Consider the following 15,975-nt stretch of genomic DNA (forward strand, 5'->3'; position numbering starts at 1 on the left):
TCCTTATATTTTTTTTGTATCATAATTATATCATAAATGAGAATAGAAAAGTAAATATCAAGAAAAAATTTACTATCTTACTCTGCAATTCCTATACATTTTTGATGGCATTCATTTGCTTTGCAAAACGTTTCGCATTTGATGGCGGTAATATTTTTTTTGATTTGAAGTTTTTTTTGAGCACAACCATAAAATACCAATGCAAGCGCTAAGGTGCTGAGTATGATTTTCATTTTACACCCGTATCAAAACTATTGAGCATAGAGTGATAAGCAGCTTGAAAAGCCTCGTTTGTGGATTGGTTTTTATCTTCTTGTGTAATGGAGGCGTCTTGTCCAATGCTTAAAATTTTTTTACCATTGATTCGGATAGAGTTTTTGCCCTTGAAGTTTTTTGTAGTTGTTTTATTTTTCAAAGATAAAGTAACTTCTGAACTAAGGATATTCTTAACTTCGGAACTAGCGATTTTTTCATCTGAAGAGCTTTGAAGAGAGGTTTTGTAATTGATTTTTACCAAATAAGTATTTGAGCTGGGTTCTTTTGCTATAACCAAGCAATTATCCTTTAAATTTTTTTCAAGCAATGCTTTGATGAATTCAGGGGTAATATTAAGATCATTTTTTTCGTGTGTGATAGACTCGACATAAATTTCTGCAAGGGGAGTAGAACACTCTTTTGTCGGGAATGAGGTACTAATATTTTGAGGTTGTGCGCATCCATAAATAAAGATTAGAGAAATTGCGCTTGCGAGGAGAAAATGTTTCATATTTTTCCTTATTTGAGTTTTTTTATTATATCCCAACTTGGGTATAATAAGCAATCATTACAACATTGAAAATTTAAGGAGTCTATATGCCTTTATTAGATAGTTTTAAAGTTGATCATACCATTATGCCTGCACCGGCAGTGAGGCTTGCTAAAAGTATGGAAACCCCAAAAGGAGATCATATATCTGTTTTTGATTTGAGATTTTGCAGACCCAATCAAGAAATTTTAAGCGAAAAGGGCATTCACACTTTGGAGCATTTATTCGCAGGATTTATGCGAGAACATCTGAATAATTCTAGAGTTGAGATCATTGATATTTCTCCGATGGGTTGCCGAACAGGATTTTATATGAGTTTAATCGGAATACCTGATCCTTGTGATGTGAGGGATGCTTGGGAAGCAAGTATGCGAGATGTTTTGAGAGTGAAGGATGAAAAAGATATTCCTGAACTCAATATTTACCAATGTGGGACAGCAAAAATGCATTCTTTGAAAGAGGCTCAAGATATCGCCCGCAATATTTTAGATAAAGGTGTGGGTGTGATGAATACCCAAGATTTGCTTTTAAAAGATTTTAAATAACGTTATCTTTTGATCGTTTAAATTGGAGGGGGCTTTTATTTGTTTTGAATAGATTCTTGCAATCCAAATTTTTCGAATCAATTTCAATGCAAGCTGTTATTAATTAATAATCTTTTCAAGCTCATAAAATTTTTCACAAATATAGAGTATTTGTTCTTGTTTGATGTGTTCTCCTATCGGCAGGCTTAGAATATCGGAAGCGTATTTTTTGGCGTTTTTGTTTGAGGCAATTTTGCATTCAGGATGCCCCAAAAGGACTTCTAGGCTTCCCAAGTCTTGGGGATAGTGGATACCACAAGCAATGCCATTTTTTTCCAAATATTCCATAATTATTTTTCTTTTTCCTTTCCATTTTTTTACCAATCGGATGACGTATAAATGCCAAACATTGTTTTCTTTAAAGCAAGATTTTGGAGGTAGGAAGATGTTTTCAAATGTGCTTAGATTTTGACTATAGGTTTCAGCACATTTTTGGCGTGCGGCATTTGAGTCTTGGAGTCGTTTGAGTTTGATGTCTAGGATACCTGCTTGCAAGGAGTCCAAGCGAGAATTTCTTCCGATTAAAGCGTGATCGTATTTATTATTTGTAATGCCGTGATTGGAAATGGAGCGACAGATTTTTAATAATTCTAAATCGTTGCTAATAATTGCTCCTCCATCTCCATAAGCACCAATGTTTTTACCCGGATAAAAGCTAAAACAACCGACATTCCCAATACTTCCAACATTTTTAATTTCATCTTTCCAAAGGATTTTTGCCCCGTGGGCTTGCGAACAATCTTCGATGACTTTAAGAGAATGTTTTTTAGCTAAATCCATAATGGAATTCATATCGCACGCACGTCCATAAAGATGAACGGGCATAATGGCTGAAGTTTTAGGACTGATTGCATTTTCTAACGCTTTTATATCAATCAGATAATCTTCCGTGCAATCAACCAATACAGCTTTGTAACCGCTGTTTAAAATGCTTTCAACGGAAGCAAAAAAGGTATTAGCAGGTACGATGATCTCGCTTGCAACGGGGAGATTTAAGGCCTTAATAGCGATTTCAAGCGCATCTGTTCCATTACCTACGCCCACACAGCCTTTTGTTCGGTTAAAACGTGAAAAATTTTCTTCAAATTTTTGAACATATTTGCCCCCGACAAATACGCTTGAATGTAAAATTTCAGACAAAAGCAAATCAATTTGGGGCTTCAGAATATTATATTCTGCGTAAAGATCAAGAAATTTAATTTGCATAGCCTGATCAAAAGGCCGGAACAATTTCGCCGTGATAGGTTTTTAAGATAAAATCCTTGACTTTTTGACTTTGTAAGGCTTTTTTAAGCTCAAGAATACTTTTTTTATTTTCATCGCCTTTTCTGACTGCTAAAACATTAGCATAAGGAGAGTCTGGACCTTCTGTAAAAATAGCGTCTTTAGCACTTAATCCGGCTTGAAGTGCATAGTTTCCATTGATAATTGCTCCATCAAGGTCATCCAATGCCTTTGTAAGCATTGCTGCTTCTAAGGGGCGAATTTTGATATTTTTAGGATTTTTGATGATGTCAAATTCAGTTGCATAGAGATTTGCAGGATCTTTTAGTGTTATAAGTCCTTTTTTATGGAGTAAAATAAGTGCTCTACCTCCGTTGCTTGGATCATTAGGGATAGCAATGGTTGCTCCGTTTGGGATTTGCTCGATTGATTTTATTTTTTTGGAATAAAATCCAAGCGGTTCAATATGGATTTTGGCGATGGAAACCAAATTTAAATTTCTGTCTTTGTTTGTTTTATCCAAAAAAGGTTGGTGTTGGATAAAATTTACGTCCAAAGACTTGTCTGCAAGCGCAAGATTAGGCGTTACATAATCAGTGAATTCAATAATTTTCAAGTCAATTCCCTTTTTTTTCAAGTCTGGAATGACGACTTTGAGAATTTGGGCTTGGGGAATTGGTGTCGCTCCGACTTTTAGCACTTCAGCATAAATGAAGCTGATTCCTATGAGTAAGACTAAGATGATTTTTTTCATTTTTTTTCCTTTTGAATGATTTTATTGAGCTGGGATGATCTCGCCTTTATATTTTTTGAGGATAAACTCTTTAATTTCAGGACTTAAGAGAACTTTTTTAAGTTTGACAATATCGGGATTGTTTTGGTTGTCTTCTCTTGAAGCAAGCACGTTGGTATAAATTGATTTACCATTTTCGTGAAAAAAAGCTTGCTTGAGACTCATCCCAGCTTGAAGCGCATAATTGGCATTGATGACAGCTGCATCAATGCCGTCTAAAACTTTGGGAAGCATTGCGGCTTCAACTTGTTTAAACTTGAGTTTTTTCGGATTTTCTATAATGTCAAATTCTGTAGAATCTAGATTTGTCGGATCTTTGAGTTTGATAACGCCGTTATCGTGTAAAAGAATTAAAGCGCGCGAATAATTTGTTGGATCATTTGGCAATGCAATAAGCGATCCGTTTTTAATATCTGCAACGCTTTTATATTTTTTGGAATAAAATCCCAAAGGAACGACATAAATTGGTTCAATGGCTACAAGTTTAAACCCTCTGTCTTTATTTATTTTTTCTAAGAAAGGTTTGTGTTGGTATAAGTTGGCATCACTAGATCCTTCATTTAAAGAGATATCAGGAGTCACATAATCTGTGAAGCTTTGGATAATGAGATTGACACCTTCTTTGGCCAAAATCGGCTTGGCAAATTCTAAAATTTCAGCTGCAGGAACCGGTGTAGCACCTACTTTGAGGTTGCCTGCAAATGCACTTAGAGTAAATGTGAAAAATAGTGTAAGCATTTTAATGATTTTCATAACTTTTCCTTGTTAGTTTTATTTATATTTTCGCAGTCTTTTAACGACTAAATCTCCGCTTGTTTGAATGATTTGTACCAAAACAATGATTGTGATGACAGAGTAGAGTAAAACATCAGGGCGATAAGTCTGATAACCGATCCTGATAGCTAAGTCTCCGAGTCCGCCTGCTCCTACTGCACCTGCCATTGCAGAATATCCGATAAGGGAAACGGTTGTGATGATGAGGGCATTGACCAAAGAGGGTAAGCTTTCAGCAATCATCATTTTTACAATCATAAATTTATTTGCGCCCATACTCTGTGTGGCTTCAATCAATCCTTTGGGAACTTCGGCTAAAGCCCCTTCAAAAAGTCTGGCTACAAATGGGATTGCAGAAATTGAAAGCGGAATGATGGCAGCAGTGCTTCCGATACTTGTCCCAATGATCAGACGAGAAAGTGGCAGTAGTAAAATAATTAAAATGATAAATGGGAAAGATCTTGCTGTATTGACAATCCCTCCCAAAGCCTTATTTAACATCGGCATTGGAAGAATGCCATCTTGTTTGGTGATCTGTAAAAAAACTCCCAAAGGAAGTCCAAATAACACTGCAAAAATGCACGAAAAAAATACCATATAAATAGTTTCGAGTGTCGAGTTATGGATCATATCAAAAATCATTTTAAGCCCCTAATTCTTGAATCGTTAATCCATTTTGTTTCAGATAGTCAATGGATTCTGAGATTTTATTTTCTTTTCCGTTAAATTTGATCACTAAATGCCCAATGCTCTCTGTTGCCAAATCTTCTATATTTCCCGAAAGTATGTTGGCATCAATGTCAAAGCGTTTGATAACATCTGAAATCAATGGTTTATTGGCATTATCTCCTGTAAAAATGATCTTAAATACATTTTTTTGATCTTTCAGATGTGAAAGGATATCTTTGCTGTCTGCAGGCGGGAGATAAGAGATAAGTTCTTTGGTTATTTCATTTTTTGGATTTGCAAAAAGTTTATGAACAAGTCCTCTTTCAACGATTTCTCCATCGCTCATCACGCACATTTGAGTGCAGATTTCTTTTACAACTTCTATTTGGTGTGTAATCAGAACAATTGTGAGATCAAATTTTTTCTGAATATTTTTTAGAAGGTTCAGGATGGATTTTGTGGTTTTTGTATCCAAAGCGCTTGTTGCCTCATCGCATAAAAGAATTTTGGGGTGATTTGCCAAGGCTCTTGCTATAGCCACTCTTTGTTTTTGTCCCCCGCTAAGTTGGCTTGGATAAAAATCTGCCTTTTCCTTAAGCCCAACTAGATCTAAAAGCTCATAAACGCGTTCGGAGATATTTTGACGTTTCCAGCCTGCTATTTCAAGGGCGAAAGCGACATTTCCAAATACATTTCTTGAGCTTAATAAATTGAAATGTTGAAAAATCATACCGATTTTTTGACGTATTTTTTGAAGCTCCTTAGGTTTAAGAGAGAGCATATTAATTCCATCTATGATAAGCTCGCCATCAGTGGGATCTTCCAAGCGATTGATGATTCGAATAAGGGTGGATTTTCCTGCCCCCGAATACCCAATAACCCCCATAATATCACCGGCTTTTACTTCTAAATCCAATTTTTTGATTGCGCAAAATCCGTTTGGATAATTCTTTGTTATATTTTTTAAGGTAATAATGATTGACTCCTTAAGATAAATAAATATGCTAGATAAAAACTAGTTGCGATTTTATATTAATATTTTAAAAACACGAATTGTATTTAAAATTTATTTTTGAGATTTGTCTTAAAATGTTACAAATATTCTCATTTTATCCATCTTGAAGAGATTTGCTGAATTGAGAAGAATATTCGGCATTTTTTAGCCAGATAAAAATTTCTACTACGCTTTGATAAAGTTCTTCTGGGATTGATGCATCAATTTGTATTTTCGTTAAAGATTCGGCTAAAGCAGGGTTGGCAAAAATAGGCACGTCGAATTCTTTTGCTTTATTGATAATATTTTTTGCGATTTCCCCTATACCTGAAGCGACAACTTTAGGGGCATTGTCTGTTTGTGAGTGATAAGCTAGGGCTACTGCTTTAAGAGTATTGTTTTTCATTAATTAGTAACCCAGCAAGATCGAATCAATTTCTTTCCAAGAACAGAGGTCGAGTTTTTTATCCCGCTTTTTAAGAAGATGAGCGATACTTCTTACTAGCACGTCGGTTTCTATATTGACCCTTCTTTGAGGTTTATAGGTATGAAAAAGAGTATGTTTTAGAGTATAAGGAATGATGGTGAGTCCAAATCCTTCTTGGAAAATCTCTGATACTGTCAGGCTGATCCCATCTATAGTGATGGAACCTTGCGGGATCACTAGATCCAAAATTTCTTTGGAGGTTTGGATAAAAAAGTCTGTTTGATTTGTCTTTTTACTAATGCTCTTGATTGTGCCAATCCCGTCAATATGCCCTTGTACAAAGTGACCATCCAATCTTGAAGTTGCTTTTAAAGCAGGTTCGATATGCACAAGGTTTTTATAGTTTTCTAAGGCGATATGTTTTTGAGTGTGTTCGCTGAGTTCGAGTTCAAACCCATCTTCATTGGTTTGGACGACTGTAAGACATACTCCATTGACAGCGATACTATCTCCAAGCTGAGGTCTATAGGGACTATGAAGATATAAAATATTATTTTGAAATTTTTTTACTTTTGCAATCTCACGCACAAGCCCGCTGAACAAAATTATAATCCTTAATTTTTATCTGTTGTCAAAATACTGAAGTTTTTTGACTAAAATTGACGAATAATAAAATTCTACCATACAATTGAGAGGAAAATGAACTGTTTGATTGATACGCATTGCCATTTGGATAGCCGAGTTTATGAGAATGATCTTGAAGAAGTTATTCAGGAATCAATGAATAATGGCGTCAAAAAAATCATCATTCCCGGAGCTGATTTGAAAGATTTGCCTAATGCTGTTGCAATTGCAGAAAAATACGAGCAAATTTATTTTGCAGTGGGTATCCACCCTTATGAGATTCAAAATGCACACATTCCCTCTCTTAAAGAATTGATTTCTCATCCCAAGTGCGTGGGGGTTGGAGAATGTGGGTTGGATTACTACAGACTTCCTCCTGAAGAAGAGAGAAAGGATTATAAGGATGCTCAAAAAAAAGCTTTTATTTCTCAAATTGAATTGTCTATTGCATTTGATAAACCTTTAATTGTACATATTCGAGAGGCAAGTTTTGATGCCTTTGAAATTTTAAGTCGATACAAGGAAGCACACGGGGTTTTGCATTGTTTTAATGCCGATGAGATCTTGTTGGGTTTGTCTGATAGGTTTTATTATGGGATTGGGGGCGTGGCGACTTTTAAAAACGCTAAAAAAATTATTGAAATTTTACCAAAGATCCCAAAAAGCAGATTATTACTTGAAACTGATGCGCCTTATTTGAGTCCTCACCCTTACAGAGGAGAGAGAAATGAGCCAATGCGCATACCCTTGATTGCTCACAAACTTTCTGAAGTGCTTGCGATGAATGTCGATGAAATTGCTTCCCTTACAACCCAAAATGCTTATGATTTGTTTGGTTCGATTTAAGGATGAGGTTTTTATTGGGTGGAATAATTTTGGGTTTAAGTATTTTTCAAGTAGAATAAACCCTTAATTCTAGATTTTCAGTTAGGAAAATAAATGCAGCTAAAAACAATGGTTTTGCTGACCTGTTTGTGTTCATCAAGTATGTTGAAAGCAGACTTTAATAGTCTTATTTATGACAGGTTTAGCGAAAATATTTTAAACTCTTTTGGTGTGAGCGGGACATTTTTGGCTGAATTGAAAGTAAAAAATTCATTTAAGACAAATAGTGCAGAAGCCAGATGGGATTATTTTTTGGAAAAGTTTGATTCTAGCTATGAGTTTATACCGATTCTTAAAAGTATGATGGCTCAAGCAGGGATTCCTCAAGAATTTTTGTTTTTAGCTATGGCAGAGTCTGAATTTTCTACAAGAGCATATAGTCCTAAAAAAGCTTCTGGAATTTGGCAACTTATGCCTGTTACAGCTAAACAGCTTGGATTAAAGATCAATGATTATATTGATGAGAGGCGTGATCCCATCAAAAGCACTCAGGCTGCTATTAAATACCTTCAATTTCTATATAAACTTACGGGGCAATGGTATTTGGCTGCTATGGCTTATAATTGTGGTGTGGGGAGACTTCAAAAGGCCATCAAGAAAGCTCAAACAAGTGATATTAATGTTCTTTTGGACGATAAGAAAAAATATCTTCCAAAAGAAACAAGGAATTATATGCGGATGATTTTGAGTATGTCTGTAGCTTTTAACAATATCGATAGATTTAAAAGTGAGGATAGGGAATATTTACTCAATCGAGGGGCGATGAATACTTTAGCGAGTGTGAATGTCAAGGCGGGAACCTTGCTCAAAACGATTGCACAGGGAGCAGGAATAAGTTTAAGCGAATTGAAAAAATACAATCGTCAATTCCGTTACGATTTTTTACCCCCAGGCTATAAAGAATATACTGTCTATATCCCTTATGAGAAACTCGTTTATTTCAAACAGAATTTTAAAGAAGATGAAAATCCCAATGAAATGTTTGTTTTACACAAAGTAAAGCAGGGGGAAACGCTCACTTCCATTTCCAAAAAATATAAGGTCAGCATTCAAGAATTAAAGATTACCAATAATCTTAAAAATTCTTTCTTATCCATCAATCAAAAACTTATTGTTCCAGTCATTAGAAAAGATCATCAAAAATTAGCTCAAAATGAGGTCGGACGTTGAGAGAATATGTTGGTAAAGGGCTTTTTGTTTTTATTTTAGCTTTATTTTGGGGCTGTTCTCCTCAAAGTGTTTATAATGGTGGGGTGGGTGCTTTTAGCGATTATGAAAGTTTAGGATCTTATCGATCTAAAAAATATACTTCAAATTATACCAATCAATCTTATTCAAGTGAATCAGGTTTTGGATCAGGGAATGCTGCAGACGATGTTTTTACAGGTTCAAATCCTTCAATGTTGGAGGGAATGAGAGATTCTGCTGCGATTCAAAGAGCAACGATGAGACCTTATCAAATAGCGGGTAAATGGTATTATCCGACTAGAGTTGATGTGGGAGAAATTTTTGATGGAATTGCGAGTTGGTATGGACCGAACTTTCACGCTAAAAAGACCTCTAATGGCGAAACCTACAATATGCACGCTCATACAGCAGCAAGTAAAATTTTACCGATGAATACAGTGGTAAAAGTTTATAATAAAGAAAACGGAAAAAGTACCGTTGTTAGGATTAATGACAGAGGTCCTTTTGTAGATGGGAGGATTATTGATTTATCCAATGCAGCAGCTCGCGATATTAATATGGTTGATAAGGGAACAGCTAAAGTGAGACTTGAAGTCTTAGGTTTTGGCGGGATGATTTCTAAAAATTATGAAAGTTCTATTTCCAAAGATATGGAACAATCTAAGACCTTAAAAGAAGAATTTAAGATTGGAGAAAGTAAGACTAGCGTAGAGGGAGGGTCTTTTTCTTTGCAAATAGGGGCATTTAAGAAAAAAGAAGGGGCGCTTGCTCTAAAGGAGCAGACTGAAAAATCTATCAAAGAGAGTCATTATAAGGTCGATATAAAAGAACAAGTCAGTAACGGCGAAGCAATTTATAGGGTTTTTGTTAAAGGCTTTCAAAGCGAGGATGAAGCGCTTGATTTTGCCAAATCAAAAAATTTGGCCGGTATAGTCATCAGGGAGTAAAAATGAAGCAAATAACACGCGATACCAAAGAAACAAAAATAAAGGCTTCTTTGGAAATATATGGGAATGGTGAAGGAAAAATCAGCACAAAGATAGGTTTTTTTGATCATATGCTTGAAGCTTTTACTAAGCATTCTTTAATGGATTTGGATATTGTTTGTGAGGGGGATAAACATATTGATGGGCATCATAGTGTTGAAGATTGTGGGATTGTTATTGGGAGTCTTTTGAGAGAGGAAATCTATCCGATTAAAAGTATTGAGAGATTTGGAAGTGGGGCTGTTGTGATGGATGAAGCTTGCGTGGAATGCGATATTGATATTTGCAACCGAGCTTTTTTGGTATTTGATATGGATAATTATGGGGATTTTAAAGGAAAAGTCGGGGATTTTGACATTGAATTGACCGAAGAGTTTTTTAGGGCTTTGGCAATGAATGCAGGGTTTTGTATGCATATTTATCTCAAAAGAGGAAAAAATCTCCATCATATTATAGAAGCGATTTTCAAATCCTTTGCATTGGCTTTGCGCAGGGCATTGTCACACAATCAAAGAATTGGCATTCCAAGCACGAAAGGCTCTTTGTGATTGAGCTTATTTTGCTTGATGTAGATGGGACGCTTACAAATGGAGAGTTGATTTACAATCAGGATTTGGTCGAAAGTAAGTCTTTCAATATCAAAGATGGCTTAGGTTTGGTGGTTTGGCAAAAATTGGGGAAAAAGGTTGCTGTTATATCTGGACGACATTCAGAGATCACTGCCTTTCGGATGAAAGAATTAGGAATCACTTCTGTTTATATGGGGATTGTCGATAAAGGAAAAATCGCCTCTGAGCTTAAAAAAGAACTTGGTTTAAAATCTTGTGAAGTTGCTTGCATTGGAGATGATTTGAATGATTTGGGTATGTTTAAAGAATGCGGCTTGCGCTTTGCTCCAAGCGATTCTGCAGAATGGATCAAAGGGTTTGTTGATGTGGTGCTGTGTGCATCTGGAGGAAAGGGAGCTGTTCGAGAAATGATTGAGCATATCCTGATTAGAGATGGGCTAAAAGATGAAGTACTTAAGTTCTACTAATAGTGTATTGAACTTTTTTTTGGTCCTATTTGGGCTTACTTTTGCATCTATTTTCTTTTTTGCCCCTTCTAAAAGATTTGAAGTGATTTCTAGTGAAAATATCCCTAAAATTGAACTCATAGATTTTAATATGTATCAGATTAATGGGAATTTTGTGGATATGAAAATCGAAGGTTCCAAAGCACTTCAATTTAATGATTATGAGATTTTATATGGTTTTTTAGCAAGCCGTTATAACAATAAATCTAAAAATACATATGAGTATATCAGTGGGGATGAGGTGATTAGAAAGGGAGATATGTATGATTTTCCAAAAGGAGTGGTTTATACCAAAAGCGATGGCGGAAGTTTTTGGAGTGAAAGCGGGATTTATGACTATCGTAAAGAGATTTTTAAAGGCAAAGGAGATTTTGTGCTTAATGCCTTGGAGGGTGAATTTATGGGTAAAAATATTGTTTATGATAAAAAATCTCAAATAATTCATGCTGTAAGCGTCACTTCAGAGATTATTCTTGAAGGTGGAGATAAGGACAAAAAATGAAGAAAATACTTTTTTTGTTTTGTTTATCTTTTGCCATAGCCATATGTTCCCAAGAAACCCTTGAAGTAACTGCAAATAAATTTTATGGCGATGATGCTAAAGGAATTACAATCATAGAAGGCAATGTGCATATAAAAAAATCTAAAGACACGCTTGAAGCTGATAAAGTAATCATTCATTCAGACAAAAATAGAAAACCTCAGTTTTATGAGGCGCAAGGAAATGTAAAATTTCATATTTTTATGGAAAATGGCAGGGAGATTAAAGGGCATTCTGATAAACTGACTTATAATGCTCAAAATGGAGAATATAGGCTATTGGAAAATGCGGTCGTGAATGAAGTGGGGAAAGCCAATACGATCAGGGGTGAAGAGATTATTGTTAATAATGAGAGTGGTTATGCCAACGTGCTTGGAAGCAAGGATAAACCGGCTAAATTTATTTTTAATTTAGATGATATTGATCAGAAAGATGATAAAACTCAAAATCAACAGACCCAACCCAATAAGGGCAATGAATGATTGTTGTCAAAGATGCAAAATTTCTGACTTCTGCGACAAAGCTTGCCGATTGCCCACATCCAGATTTGATGGAAGTTGTATTTTTGGGCAGGAGCAATGTGGGCAAAAGCACTTTTATTAATTTGATATTAGGTAAAAATCTAGCAAAAAGTTCATCAACACCCGGAAAAACTCAGTTGATAAATTTTTTTACTTCAATTTGGGAAAGGAAAGAACCTGATTCTCAAATTATTTCTTTCAGATTTGTGGATTTACCGGGCTTTGGCTATGCTAAGGTTTCTAAAGAGATAAAGAAAAAATGGGAAGATAATCTTTGGGAATTTTTAAGCAAACGAGTTTCTGTTAAATTGTTTGTACATTTGATAGATGCTAGACATACTGAGCTTGAGATAGATAATTATGTCAATGAAGCTTTAGAGAATATTCTAAGGAACGATCAAAGGATTTTAAATATTTATACCAAATTTGATAAGCTCAATAAGAGCCAACAACATCTTTTTTATCAGAAGGGCAGAGTAGTTGCATCAAATAATGATAAAATTATAGATAAAAGATATGGTGGCAAAACTAAAATCCAAGAAATAATTTTAAACGGGGTGTTGGGAATTGGGACAGATTGATGCAACAATATATATACAAAAACCTGTTTTAAACGATATACCATTGATGTGTGCTATGGTGGCAGAAGAAGTTCAAAAAGGTTTGATATTGCCTAGAAGCCCTGAGGAAATGGCAACCTCGATAAGATCTTATTTTATTGCAAAACAAAGTGAAAACATTGTAGGATTTTGCGCTTTACATATTTATTCACCGACATTAGGAGAAGTCAGAAGCTTAGTTGTCAATGAGAGGTATCGTCGTCAAGGCATAGCTAGAAAACTTGTGGATTCGGTTTTGAGCGAAGGGGGAACGCTTGGGCTTAAAGAGTTTTTAGTTTTGACTTATTGCGATGGTTTGTTTAGAAAATTAGGTTTTGAAGTTATTGAAAAATCATTATTGCCAGACCATAAAATCTGGGCGGATTGTATTAAATGCAAGCGTTTTCCAATTTGCGAAGAAATAGCACTCTTAAAGAAACTTTAAAAGCTTCTGTGCTTTTGGTTTGTTTTTATTTTTATACTTGTTTGAGTGATATTTATTTATTTTTACCACCAATGATTGGGTTACTTTTTATTCTTTATGTGCGGGCTTCTAAGGAAAATCGTTGGATTTTTACATTTGGAATTGTAATTTGTCTGTTATTTTTTGAGTTTGATCACGATAAATATGCCGGTATTTTACCAATCGTGTTTGTGGCTATCAATTGGCTTGTAATTAAAAAATTTCGGCTATTGTTCGAGGAAAATATATTTTTTGTTTTTATATATGTTCCTTTAATTTATTTTGTTTATTTCTTTATTTTGTATCTGTTTGGTTTATTTGGAGAGGTTTTGGATTCGGATTTAGGTTCGATTTTTATTTCTTATGTTTTTTATGAGTCTTGCTTGGGAATTGTGTATGAAAAAATTAAACATCAGATATAAAATTGTCATTTTTGCTTTTATCCTTATTTGGATGGCATTGATTGCAAAAGTATTTGTGCTAACCATCAAATCTCACGAGTATTTTGAAAAATTAGCCCAGAGAAATATGACTAAAAAAGAAATTCTTATTCCTTCTAGGGGGCAGATACTTGATAGAAACGGTGAGCCTTTAGCCATCAATGAGTTAGGTTTTTCAATCTTGTTCAATCCTTTGCTTAAAGATGAAGCCTTAGAAACGCAAATAGAAACTATTGGGAGTTTTTTTCCCGAAATTAATCGTCCCGAAATGATAAAGGCATATAAAAAACAAGATTCTATTTACAATCATTCCCCGATTAAAGTTGTTAATTTTATTCCTTATACGAAAATGCAAAAAATCTATGCTCGAATTATTCAAAATCCTGATATTTTAGTGGAGCCTGCTACCAAAAGACTTTATCCCAACAATCTTTCGGCTTCTCATGTTATTGGCTATGTAGGGGCAGCAGATGAAGCAGATATTCAAAGCGATCCTGTTAGTAAATATACTGGGATTATTGGCAAAACGGGTTTGGAGAAAGAATATAATTTTTTTCTGCAAGGACAGATTGGTTATCGTATTATGGCCGTTAATGCCCTCAACCAAGAACTTGAGGTTTTAGACGAATTGAAACCTGAAAATCAAAATGATTTGGTGCTTAGCATTGATATGAGACTTCAAGAAATTGCCGATGCGGCATTTCAGGATAAAGAGGGTGCAGTTATCGTGATGGATGTTCATACCGGAGAGATTATTGTTGCAGGGAGCTATCCTGAATATAATCTGAATGATTTTGTCGGTGGGATTAGCTATGATAAATGGAATGCTTTGAGCGAAAATATTTATAATCCTTTGCTCAATAAACTTGTGAATGCTTTGTATCCTCCAGGATCTGTTGTGAAAATGGGTATGGGGCTTGCTTTTTTGGAGTATGCAGGGGTTAATGAGAATACAAAAATTGACACACCTGCTTATATTGAGCTTGGGGGGAGAAAATTTCGAGATTGGAAGCCTTCAGGACACGGAAAGTCAGATTTAGTTAAGGCAATTCGCGAATCTGTGGATGTTTATTTTTATAAGCTTTCTCAAACTGCGGGAATAAATAATATTGCAAATGTTTTAAAACAAATGGGTTTTGGGCAAAAAACCGGCGTTGATATTCCTAATGAATTTATTGGTATTGTGCCAGATCCCGAATGGAAAATGAAGAGATATGGAAGAGTTTGGTATACAGGAGATACAATTATAACTTCAATCGGGCAGGGAGCTTTTTTGGTAACTCCAATGCAGATTGCTGGATATACTGCTTTAATTGCCACAGGAAAATTACCTATCCCACATTTTGCAAAAACTTTTGGAAATGAGAATTCTGATTATGAGCCTAAAGATGTTTTAAATGATTTTCAAAAATCAAAATTGAGCATTCTACAAAAAGGAATGTATGAGGCTTGTAGTGTAAAAGGCGGAACAGCTTACAGCCGCACTTTAGGATCTAAAGCCCCACTTGCTTGTAAAACCGGAACCGCTCAAGTTGTGCAAATCCCTCAAGAGATTAAAGTCAGAATGAAAGAAAGTCAAATGGAGTATCTTCGTCGTTCGCACGCTTGGATTACGGGATTTGTGCCTTATAAAAATCCCAAATATGCCATCACGGTTTTGCTTGAACACGGACAAAGCGGAGGAAAGGGAGGTCCCATTTTGGTTAAAATGGCGAATGCGCTTTATGATTATGGATATTTGAAATAAAATTCAGATATAAGAGAGTATTTCTTGCAAATCTTTTTTATCAATGATGATATTTGCTTGTTTTTTAAGAATTTCTTTCGCACAAAAAGCAACTTTTTTATCTGCGTGTTGAAACATACTTGCATCATTAGCTCCATCGCCTATTGCGATAGTATCAGATGGCGAAACTTGAAGCAGACTTTGAAGGGTTTGGAGCATTTCTCCTTTTGAGGAGCCAAACATCATTTCACCCCCAACTTCTCCGCTAAGCATACCGTTTTTACAATGGAGTGTATTGCTGAAATCGGCATCTAGCCCGATGATGTCTTTAAAATGTGCAGTTGCAAATTTAAATCCCCCGCTAAAGCACACTACTTTATAGCCCCTATTTTTCAGGCCCAAAACGACCTCCTTAGCTCCTTTGTTTAGGGGTAGGTTTTGACAGATTTGGCGTGCTTGTTGCTCTTGCATTCCTTTGAGCAGTTTTACACGGGCTTTGAGGCTTTCGTAAAAATCTAATTTTCCTTCCATTGCTTTTGTTGTAATGGAAGCTACTTGTTCAATTACCCCGTGACTTTGGGCAAGAATTTCAATGGTTTCACCATCCATTAGTGTGGAGTCAAAATCAAACACGGCAAGTTTCATCGGCTTTCTCCA

Annotated in this window: 21 protein-coding genes and 1 pseudogene; 12 read left to right on the forward strand and 10 right to left on the reverse strand. The window is 35.4% G+C overall.

The window, feature by feature from the left end; genetic code table 11:
• Positions 1–77 precede the first annotated feature (77 nt).
• Together BKH41_RS09825 and BKH41_RS06990 are read right to left on the reverse strand one after the other, a co-directional pair.
• Positions 78–233, reverse strand: a complete 156-nt coding sequence (locus BKH41_RS09825) for a hypothetical protein (protein ID WP_180762769.1) — start codon at positions 231–233, stop codon at positions 78–80.
• Entirely contained in the window at positions 230–766 is a 537-nt protein-coding gene (locus tag BKH41_RS06990; RefSeq protein WP_095298395.1) for a hypothetical protein, read from the reverse strand. Before BKH41_RS06990 ends, BKH41_RS09825 begins: the two co-directional genes overlap by 4 nt.
• Positions 767–852: 86 nt before the next feature.
• Here BKH41_RS06990 and luxS point away from each other — a divergent pair, with 86 nt between their 5' ends.
• Positions 853–1,350 carry an S-ribosylhomocysteine lyase gene (luxS, locus tag BKH41_RS06995; RefSeq protein WP_095298397.1) on the forward strand — a complete coding sequence of 166 codons (498 nt, stop codon included), beginning with the start codon at positions 853–855 and terminating at the stop codon, positions 1,348–1,350.
• 99 nt (positions 1,351–1,449) lie between these two features.
• On the opposite strand, the gene BKH41_RS07000 is transcribed toward luxS, so the two are convergent.
• From BKH41_RS07000 to ribE, 7 genes are all read right to left on the reverse strand, one after another.
• On the reverse strand, positions 1,450–2,595 hold the full coding sequence (locus BKH41_RS07000; protein ID WP_095298548.1) for a DegT/DnrJ/EryC1/StrS family aminotransferase: 1,146 nt from the start codon (positions 2,593–2,595) through the stop codon (positions 1,450–1,452).
• Between the two features lie 7 nt (positions 2,596–2,602).
• Complete coding sequence (locus BKH41_RS07005) at positions 2,603–3,367, reverse strand: MetQ/NlpA family ABC transporter substrate-binding protein (protein WP_095298400.1); 765 nt, start codon at positions 3,365–3,367, stop codon at positions 2,603–2,605.
• Between the two features lie 21 nt (positions 3,368–3,388).
• Positions 3,389–4,159, reverse strand: a complete 771-nt coding sequence (locus BKH41_RS07010; RefSeq protein WP_095298403.1) for a MetQ/NlpA family ABC transporter substrate-binding protein — start codon at positions 4,157–4,159, stop codon at positions 3,389–3,391.
• An 18-nt stretch (positions 4,160–4,177) separates the two neighbouring features.
• The gene (locus BKH41_RS07015; RefSeq protein ID WP_095298407.1) at positions 4,178–4,822 is read right to left on the reverse strand and encodes a methionine ABC transporter permease; all 645 of its coding nucleotides are present in this window, start codon (positions 4,820–4,822) and stop codon (positions 4,178–4,180) included.
• 1 nt (position 4,823) lies between these two features.
• Positions 4,824–5,828 carry an ATP-binding cassette domain-containing protein gene (locus tag BKH41_RS07020; RefSeq protein WP_180762774.1) on the reverse strand — a complete coding sequence of 335 codons (1,005 nt, stop codon included), beginning with the start codon at positions 5,826–5,828 and terminating at the stop codon, positions 4,824–4,826.
• 130 nt (positions 5,829–5,958) lie between these two features.
• Complete coding sequence (locus BKH41_RS07025; protein ID WP_095298411.1) at positions 5,959–6,249, reverse strand: EscU/YscU/HrcU family type III secretion system export apparatus switch protein; 291 nt, start codon at positions 6,247–6,249, stop codon at positions 5,959–5,961.
• 3 nt (positions 6,250–6,252) lie between these two features.
• Entirely contained in the window at positions 6,253–6,873 is a 621-nt protein-coding gene (gene ribE / locus BKH41_RS07030) for a riboflavin synthase (RefSeq protein WP_095298414.1), read from the reverse strand.
• Between the two features lie 96 nt (positions 6,874–6,969).
• On the opposite strand from ribE, the gene BKH41_RS07035 reads away from it, so the two are divergent.
• The 11 genes and pseudogenes from BKH41_RS07035 (at position 6,970) to mrdA (ending at position 15,339) form a co-directional block, all read left to right on the forward strand.
• Positions 6,970–7,740 carry a TatD family hydrolase gene (locus tag BKH41_RS07035; RefSeq protein WP_095298416.1) on the forward strand — a complete coding sequence of 257 codons (771 nt, stop codon included), beginning with the start codon at positions 6,970–6,972 and terminating at the stop codon, positions 7,738–7,740.
• A 93-nt stretch (positions 7,741–7,833) separates the two neighbouring features.
• Positions 7,834–8,949 (forward strand): lytic transglycosylase domain-containing protein, encoded by a 1,116-nt coding sequence (locus BKH41_RS07040; RefSeq protein ID WP_095298418.1) that lies wholly within the window; start codon positions 7,834–7,836, stop codon positions 8,947–8,949.
• Between the two features lie 239 nt (positions 8,950–9,188).
• Positions 9,189–9,914: pseudogene (locus tag BKH41_RS07045) on the forward strand (septal ring lytic transglycosylase RlpA family protein); the annotation flags it as partial.
• A 2-nt stretch (positions 9,915–9,916) separates the two neighbouring features.
• On the forward strand, positions 9,917–10,501 hold the full coding sequence (hisB, locus tag BKH41_RS07050; RefSeq protein WP_095298420.1) for an imidazoleglycerol-phosphate dehydratase HisB: 585 nt from the start codon (positions 9,917–9,919) through the stop codon (positions 10,499–10,501).
• The gene (locus BKH41_RS07055) at positions 10,498–10,989 is read left to right on the forward strand and encodes an HAD family hydrolase (protein ID WP_095298422.1); all 492 of its coding nucleotides are present in this window, start codon (positions 10,498–10,500) and stop codon (positions 10,987–10,989) included. The genes hisB and BKH41_RS07055 overlap by 4 nt, the downstream gene beginning before the upstream one ends.
• An 82-nt stretch (positions 10,990–11,071) precedes the next feature.
• Entirely contained in the window at positions 11,072–11,530 is a 459-nt protein-coding gene (locus BKH41_RS07060; protein WP_180762770.1) for a hypothetical protein, read from the forward strand.
• Positions 11,527–12,051, forward strand: a complete 525-nt coding sequence (gene lptA, locus BKH41_RS07065; RefSeq protein ID WP_095298427.1) for a lipopolysaccharide transport periplasmic protein LptA — start codon at positions 11,527–11,529, stop codon at positions 12,049–12,051. The genes BKH41_RS07060 and lptA overlap by 4 nt, the downstream gene beginning before the upstream one ends.
• Positions 12,048–12,671: a ribosome biogenesis GTP-binding protein YihA/YsxC gene (gene yihA, locus BKH41_RS07070; protein ID WP_095298429.1), complete on the forward strand. Its 624-nt coding sequence runs from the start codon at positions 12,048–12,050 to the stop codon at positions 12,669–12,671. The genes lptA and yihA overlap by 4 nt, the downstream gene beginning before the upstream one ends.
• 46 nt (positions 12,672–12,717) lie before the next feature.
• Positions 12,718–13,134 (forward strand): N-acetyltransferase, encoded by a 417-nt coding sequence (locus tag BKH41_RS07075; protein WP_095298552.1) that lies wholly within the window; start codon positions 12,718–12,720, stop codon positions 13,132–13,134.
• The gene (locus BKH41_RS07080; RefSeq protein WP_180762771.1) at positions 13,083–13,574 is read left to right on the forward strand and encodes a hypothetical protein; all 492 of its coding nucleotides are present in this window, start codon (positions 13,083–13,085) and stop codon (positions 13,572–13,574) included. The genes BKH41_RS07075 and BKH41_RS07080 overlap by 52 nt, the downstream gene beginning before the upstream one ends.
• Positions 13,549–15,339 carry a penicillin-binding protein 2 gene (gene mrdA, locus BKH41_RS07085; protein ID WP_095298433.1) on the forward strand — a complete coding sequence of 597 codons (1,791 nt, stop codon included), beginning with the start codon at positions 13,549–13,551 and terminating at the stop codon, positions 15,337–15,339. Before BKH41_RS07080 ends, mrdA begins: the two co-directional genes overlap by 26 nt.
• A gap of 3 nt (positions 15,340–15,342) precedes the next feature.
• On the opposite strand, the gene serB is transcribed toward mrdA, so the two are convergent.
• Entirely contained in the window at positions 15,343–15,963 is a 621-nt protein-coding gene (gene serB / locus BKH41_RS07090) for a phosphoserine phosphatase SerB (protein ID WP_095298435.1), read from the reverse strand.
• Positions 15,964–15,975 lie beyond the last annotated feature (12 nt).

Source organism: Helicobacter sp. 12S02232-10, from assembly GCF_002272895.1.
GTDB lineage: Bacteria > Campylobacterota > Campylobacteria > Campylobacterales > Helicobacteraceae > Helicobacter_J.

Bases quoted from the DNA above. Each gene is read 5' to 3' on its own strand.
- BKH41_RS07075 (WP_095298552.1), top strand. From the start codon at position 12,718: ATGTGTGCTATGGTGGCAGAAGAAGTTCAAAAAGGTTTGATATTGCCT.
- BKH41_RS07025 (WP_095298411.1), bottom strand. From the start codon at position 6,249: ATGAAAAACAATACTCTTAAAGCAGTAGCCCTAGCTTATCACTCACAA.
- mrdA (WP_095298433.1), top strand. From the start codon at position 13,549: ATGAAAAAATTAAACATCAGATATAAAATTGTCATTTTTGCTTTTATC.
- BKH41_RS07040 (WP_095298418.1), top strand. From the start codon at position 7,834: ATGCAGCTAAAAACAATGGTTTTGCTGACCTGTTTGTGTTCATCAAGT.
- BKH41_RS06990 (WP_095298395.1), bottom strand. From the start codon at position 766: ATGAAACATTTTCTCCTCGCAAGCGCAATTTCTCTAATCTTTATTTAT.
- hisB (WP_095298420.1), top strand. From the start codon at position 9,917: ATGAAGCAAATAACACGCGATACCAAAGAAACAAAAATAAAGGCTTCT.
- luxS (WP_095298397.1), top strand. From the start codon at position 853: ATGCCTTTATTAGATAGTTTTAAAGTTGATCATACCATTATGCCTGCA.
- BKH41_RS07005 (WP_095298400.1), bottom strand. From the start codon at position 3,367: ATGAAAAAAATCATCTTAGTCTTACTCATAGGAATCAGCTTCATTTAT.
- BKH41_RS07000 (WP_095298548.1), bottom strand. From the start codon at position 2,595: ATGCAAATTAAATTTCTTGATCTTTACGCAGAATATAATATTCTGAAG.
- BKH41_RS07010 (WP_095298403.1), bottom strand. From the start codon at position 4,159: ATGAAAATCATTAAAATGCTTACACTATTTTTCACATTTACTCTAAGT.
- BKH41_RS07035 (WP_095298416.1), top strand. From the start codon at position 6,970: ATGAACTGTTTGATTGATACGCATTGCCATTTGGATAGCCGAGTTTAT.
- yihA (WP_095298429.1), top strand. From the start codon at position 12,048: ATGATTGTTGTCAAAGATGCAAAATTTCTGACTTCTGCGACAAAGCTT.
- BKH41_RS07080 (WP_180762771.1), top strand. From the start codon at position 13,083: ATGCAAGCGTTTTCCAATTTGCGAAGAAATAGCACTCTTAAAGAAACT.
- lptA (WP_095298427.1), top strand. From the start codon at position 11,527: ATGAAGAAAATACTTTTTTTGTTTTGTTTATCTTTTGCCATAGCCATA.
- BKH41_RS07015 (WP_095298407.1), bottom strand. From the start codon at position 4,822: ATGATTTTTGATATGATCCATAACTCGACACTCGAAACTATTTATATG.
- serB (WP_095298435.1), bottom strand. From the start codon at position 15,963: ATGAAACTTGCCGTGTTTGATTTTGACTCCACACTAATGGATGGTGAA.
- BKH41_RS09825 (WP_180762769.1), bottom strand. From the start codon at position 233: ATGAAAATCATACTCAGCACCTTAGCGCTTGCATTGGTATTTTATGGT.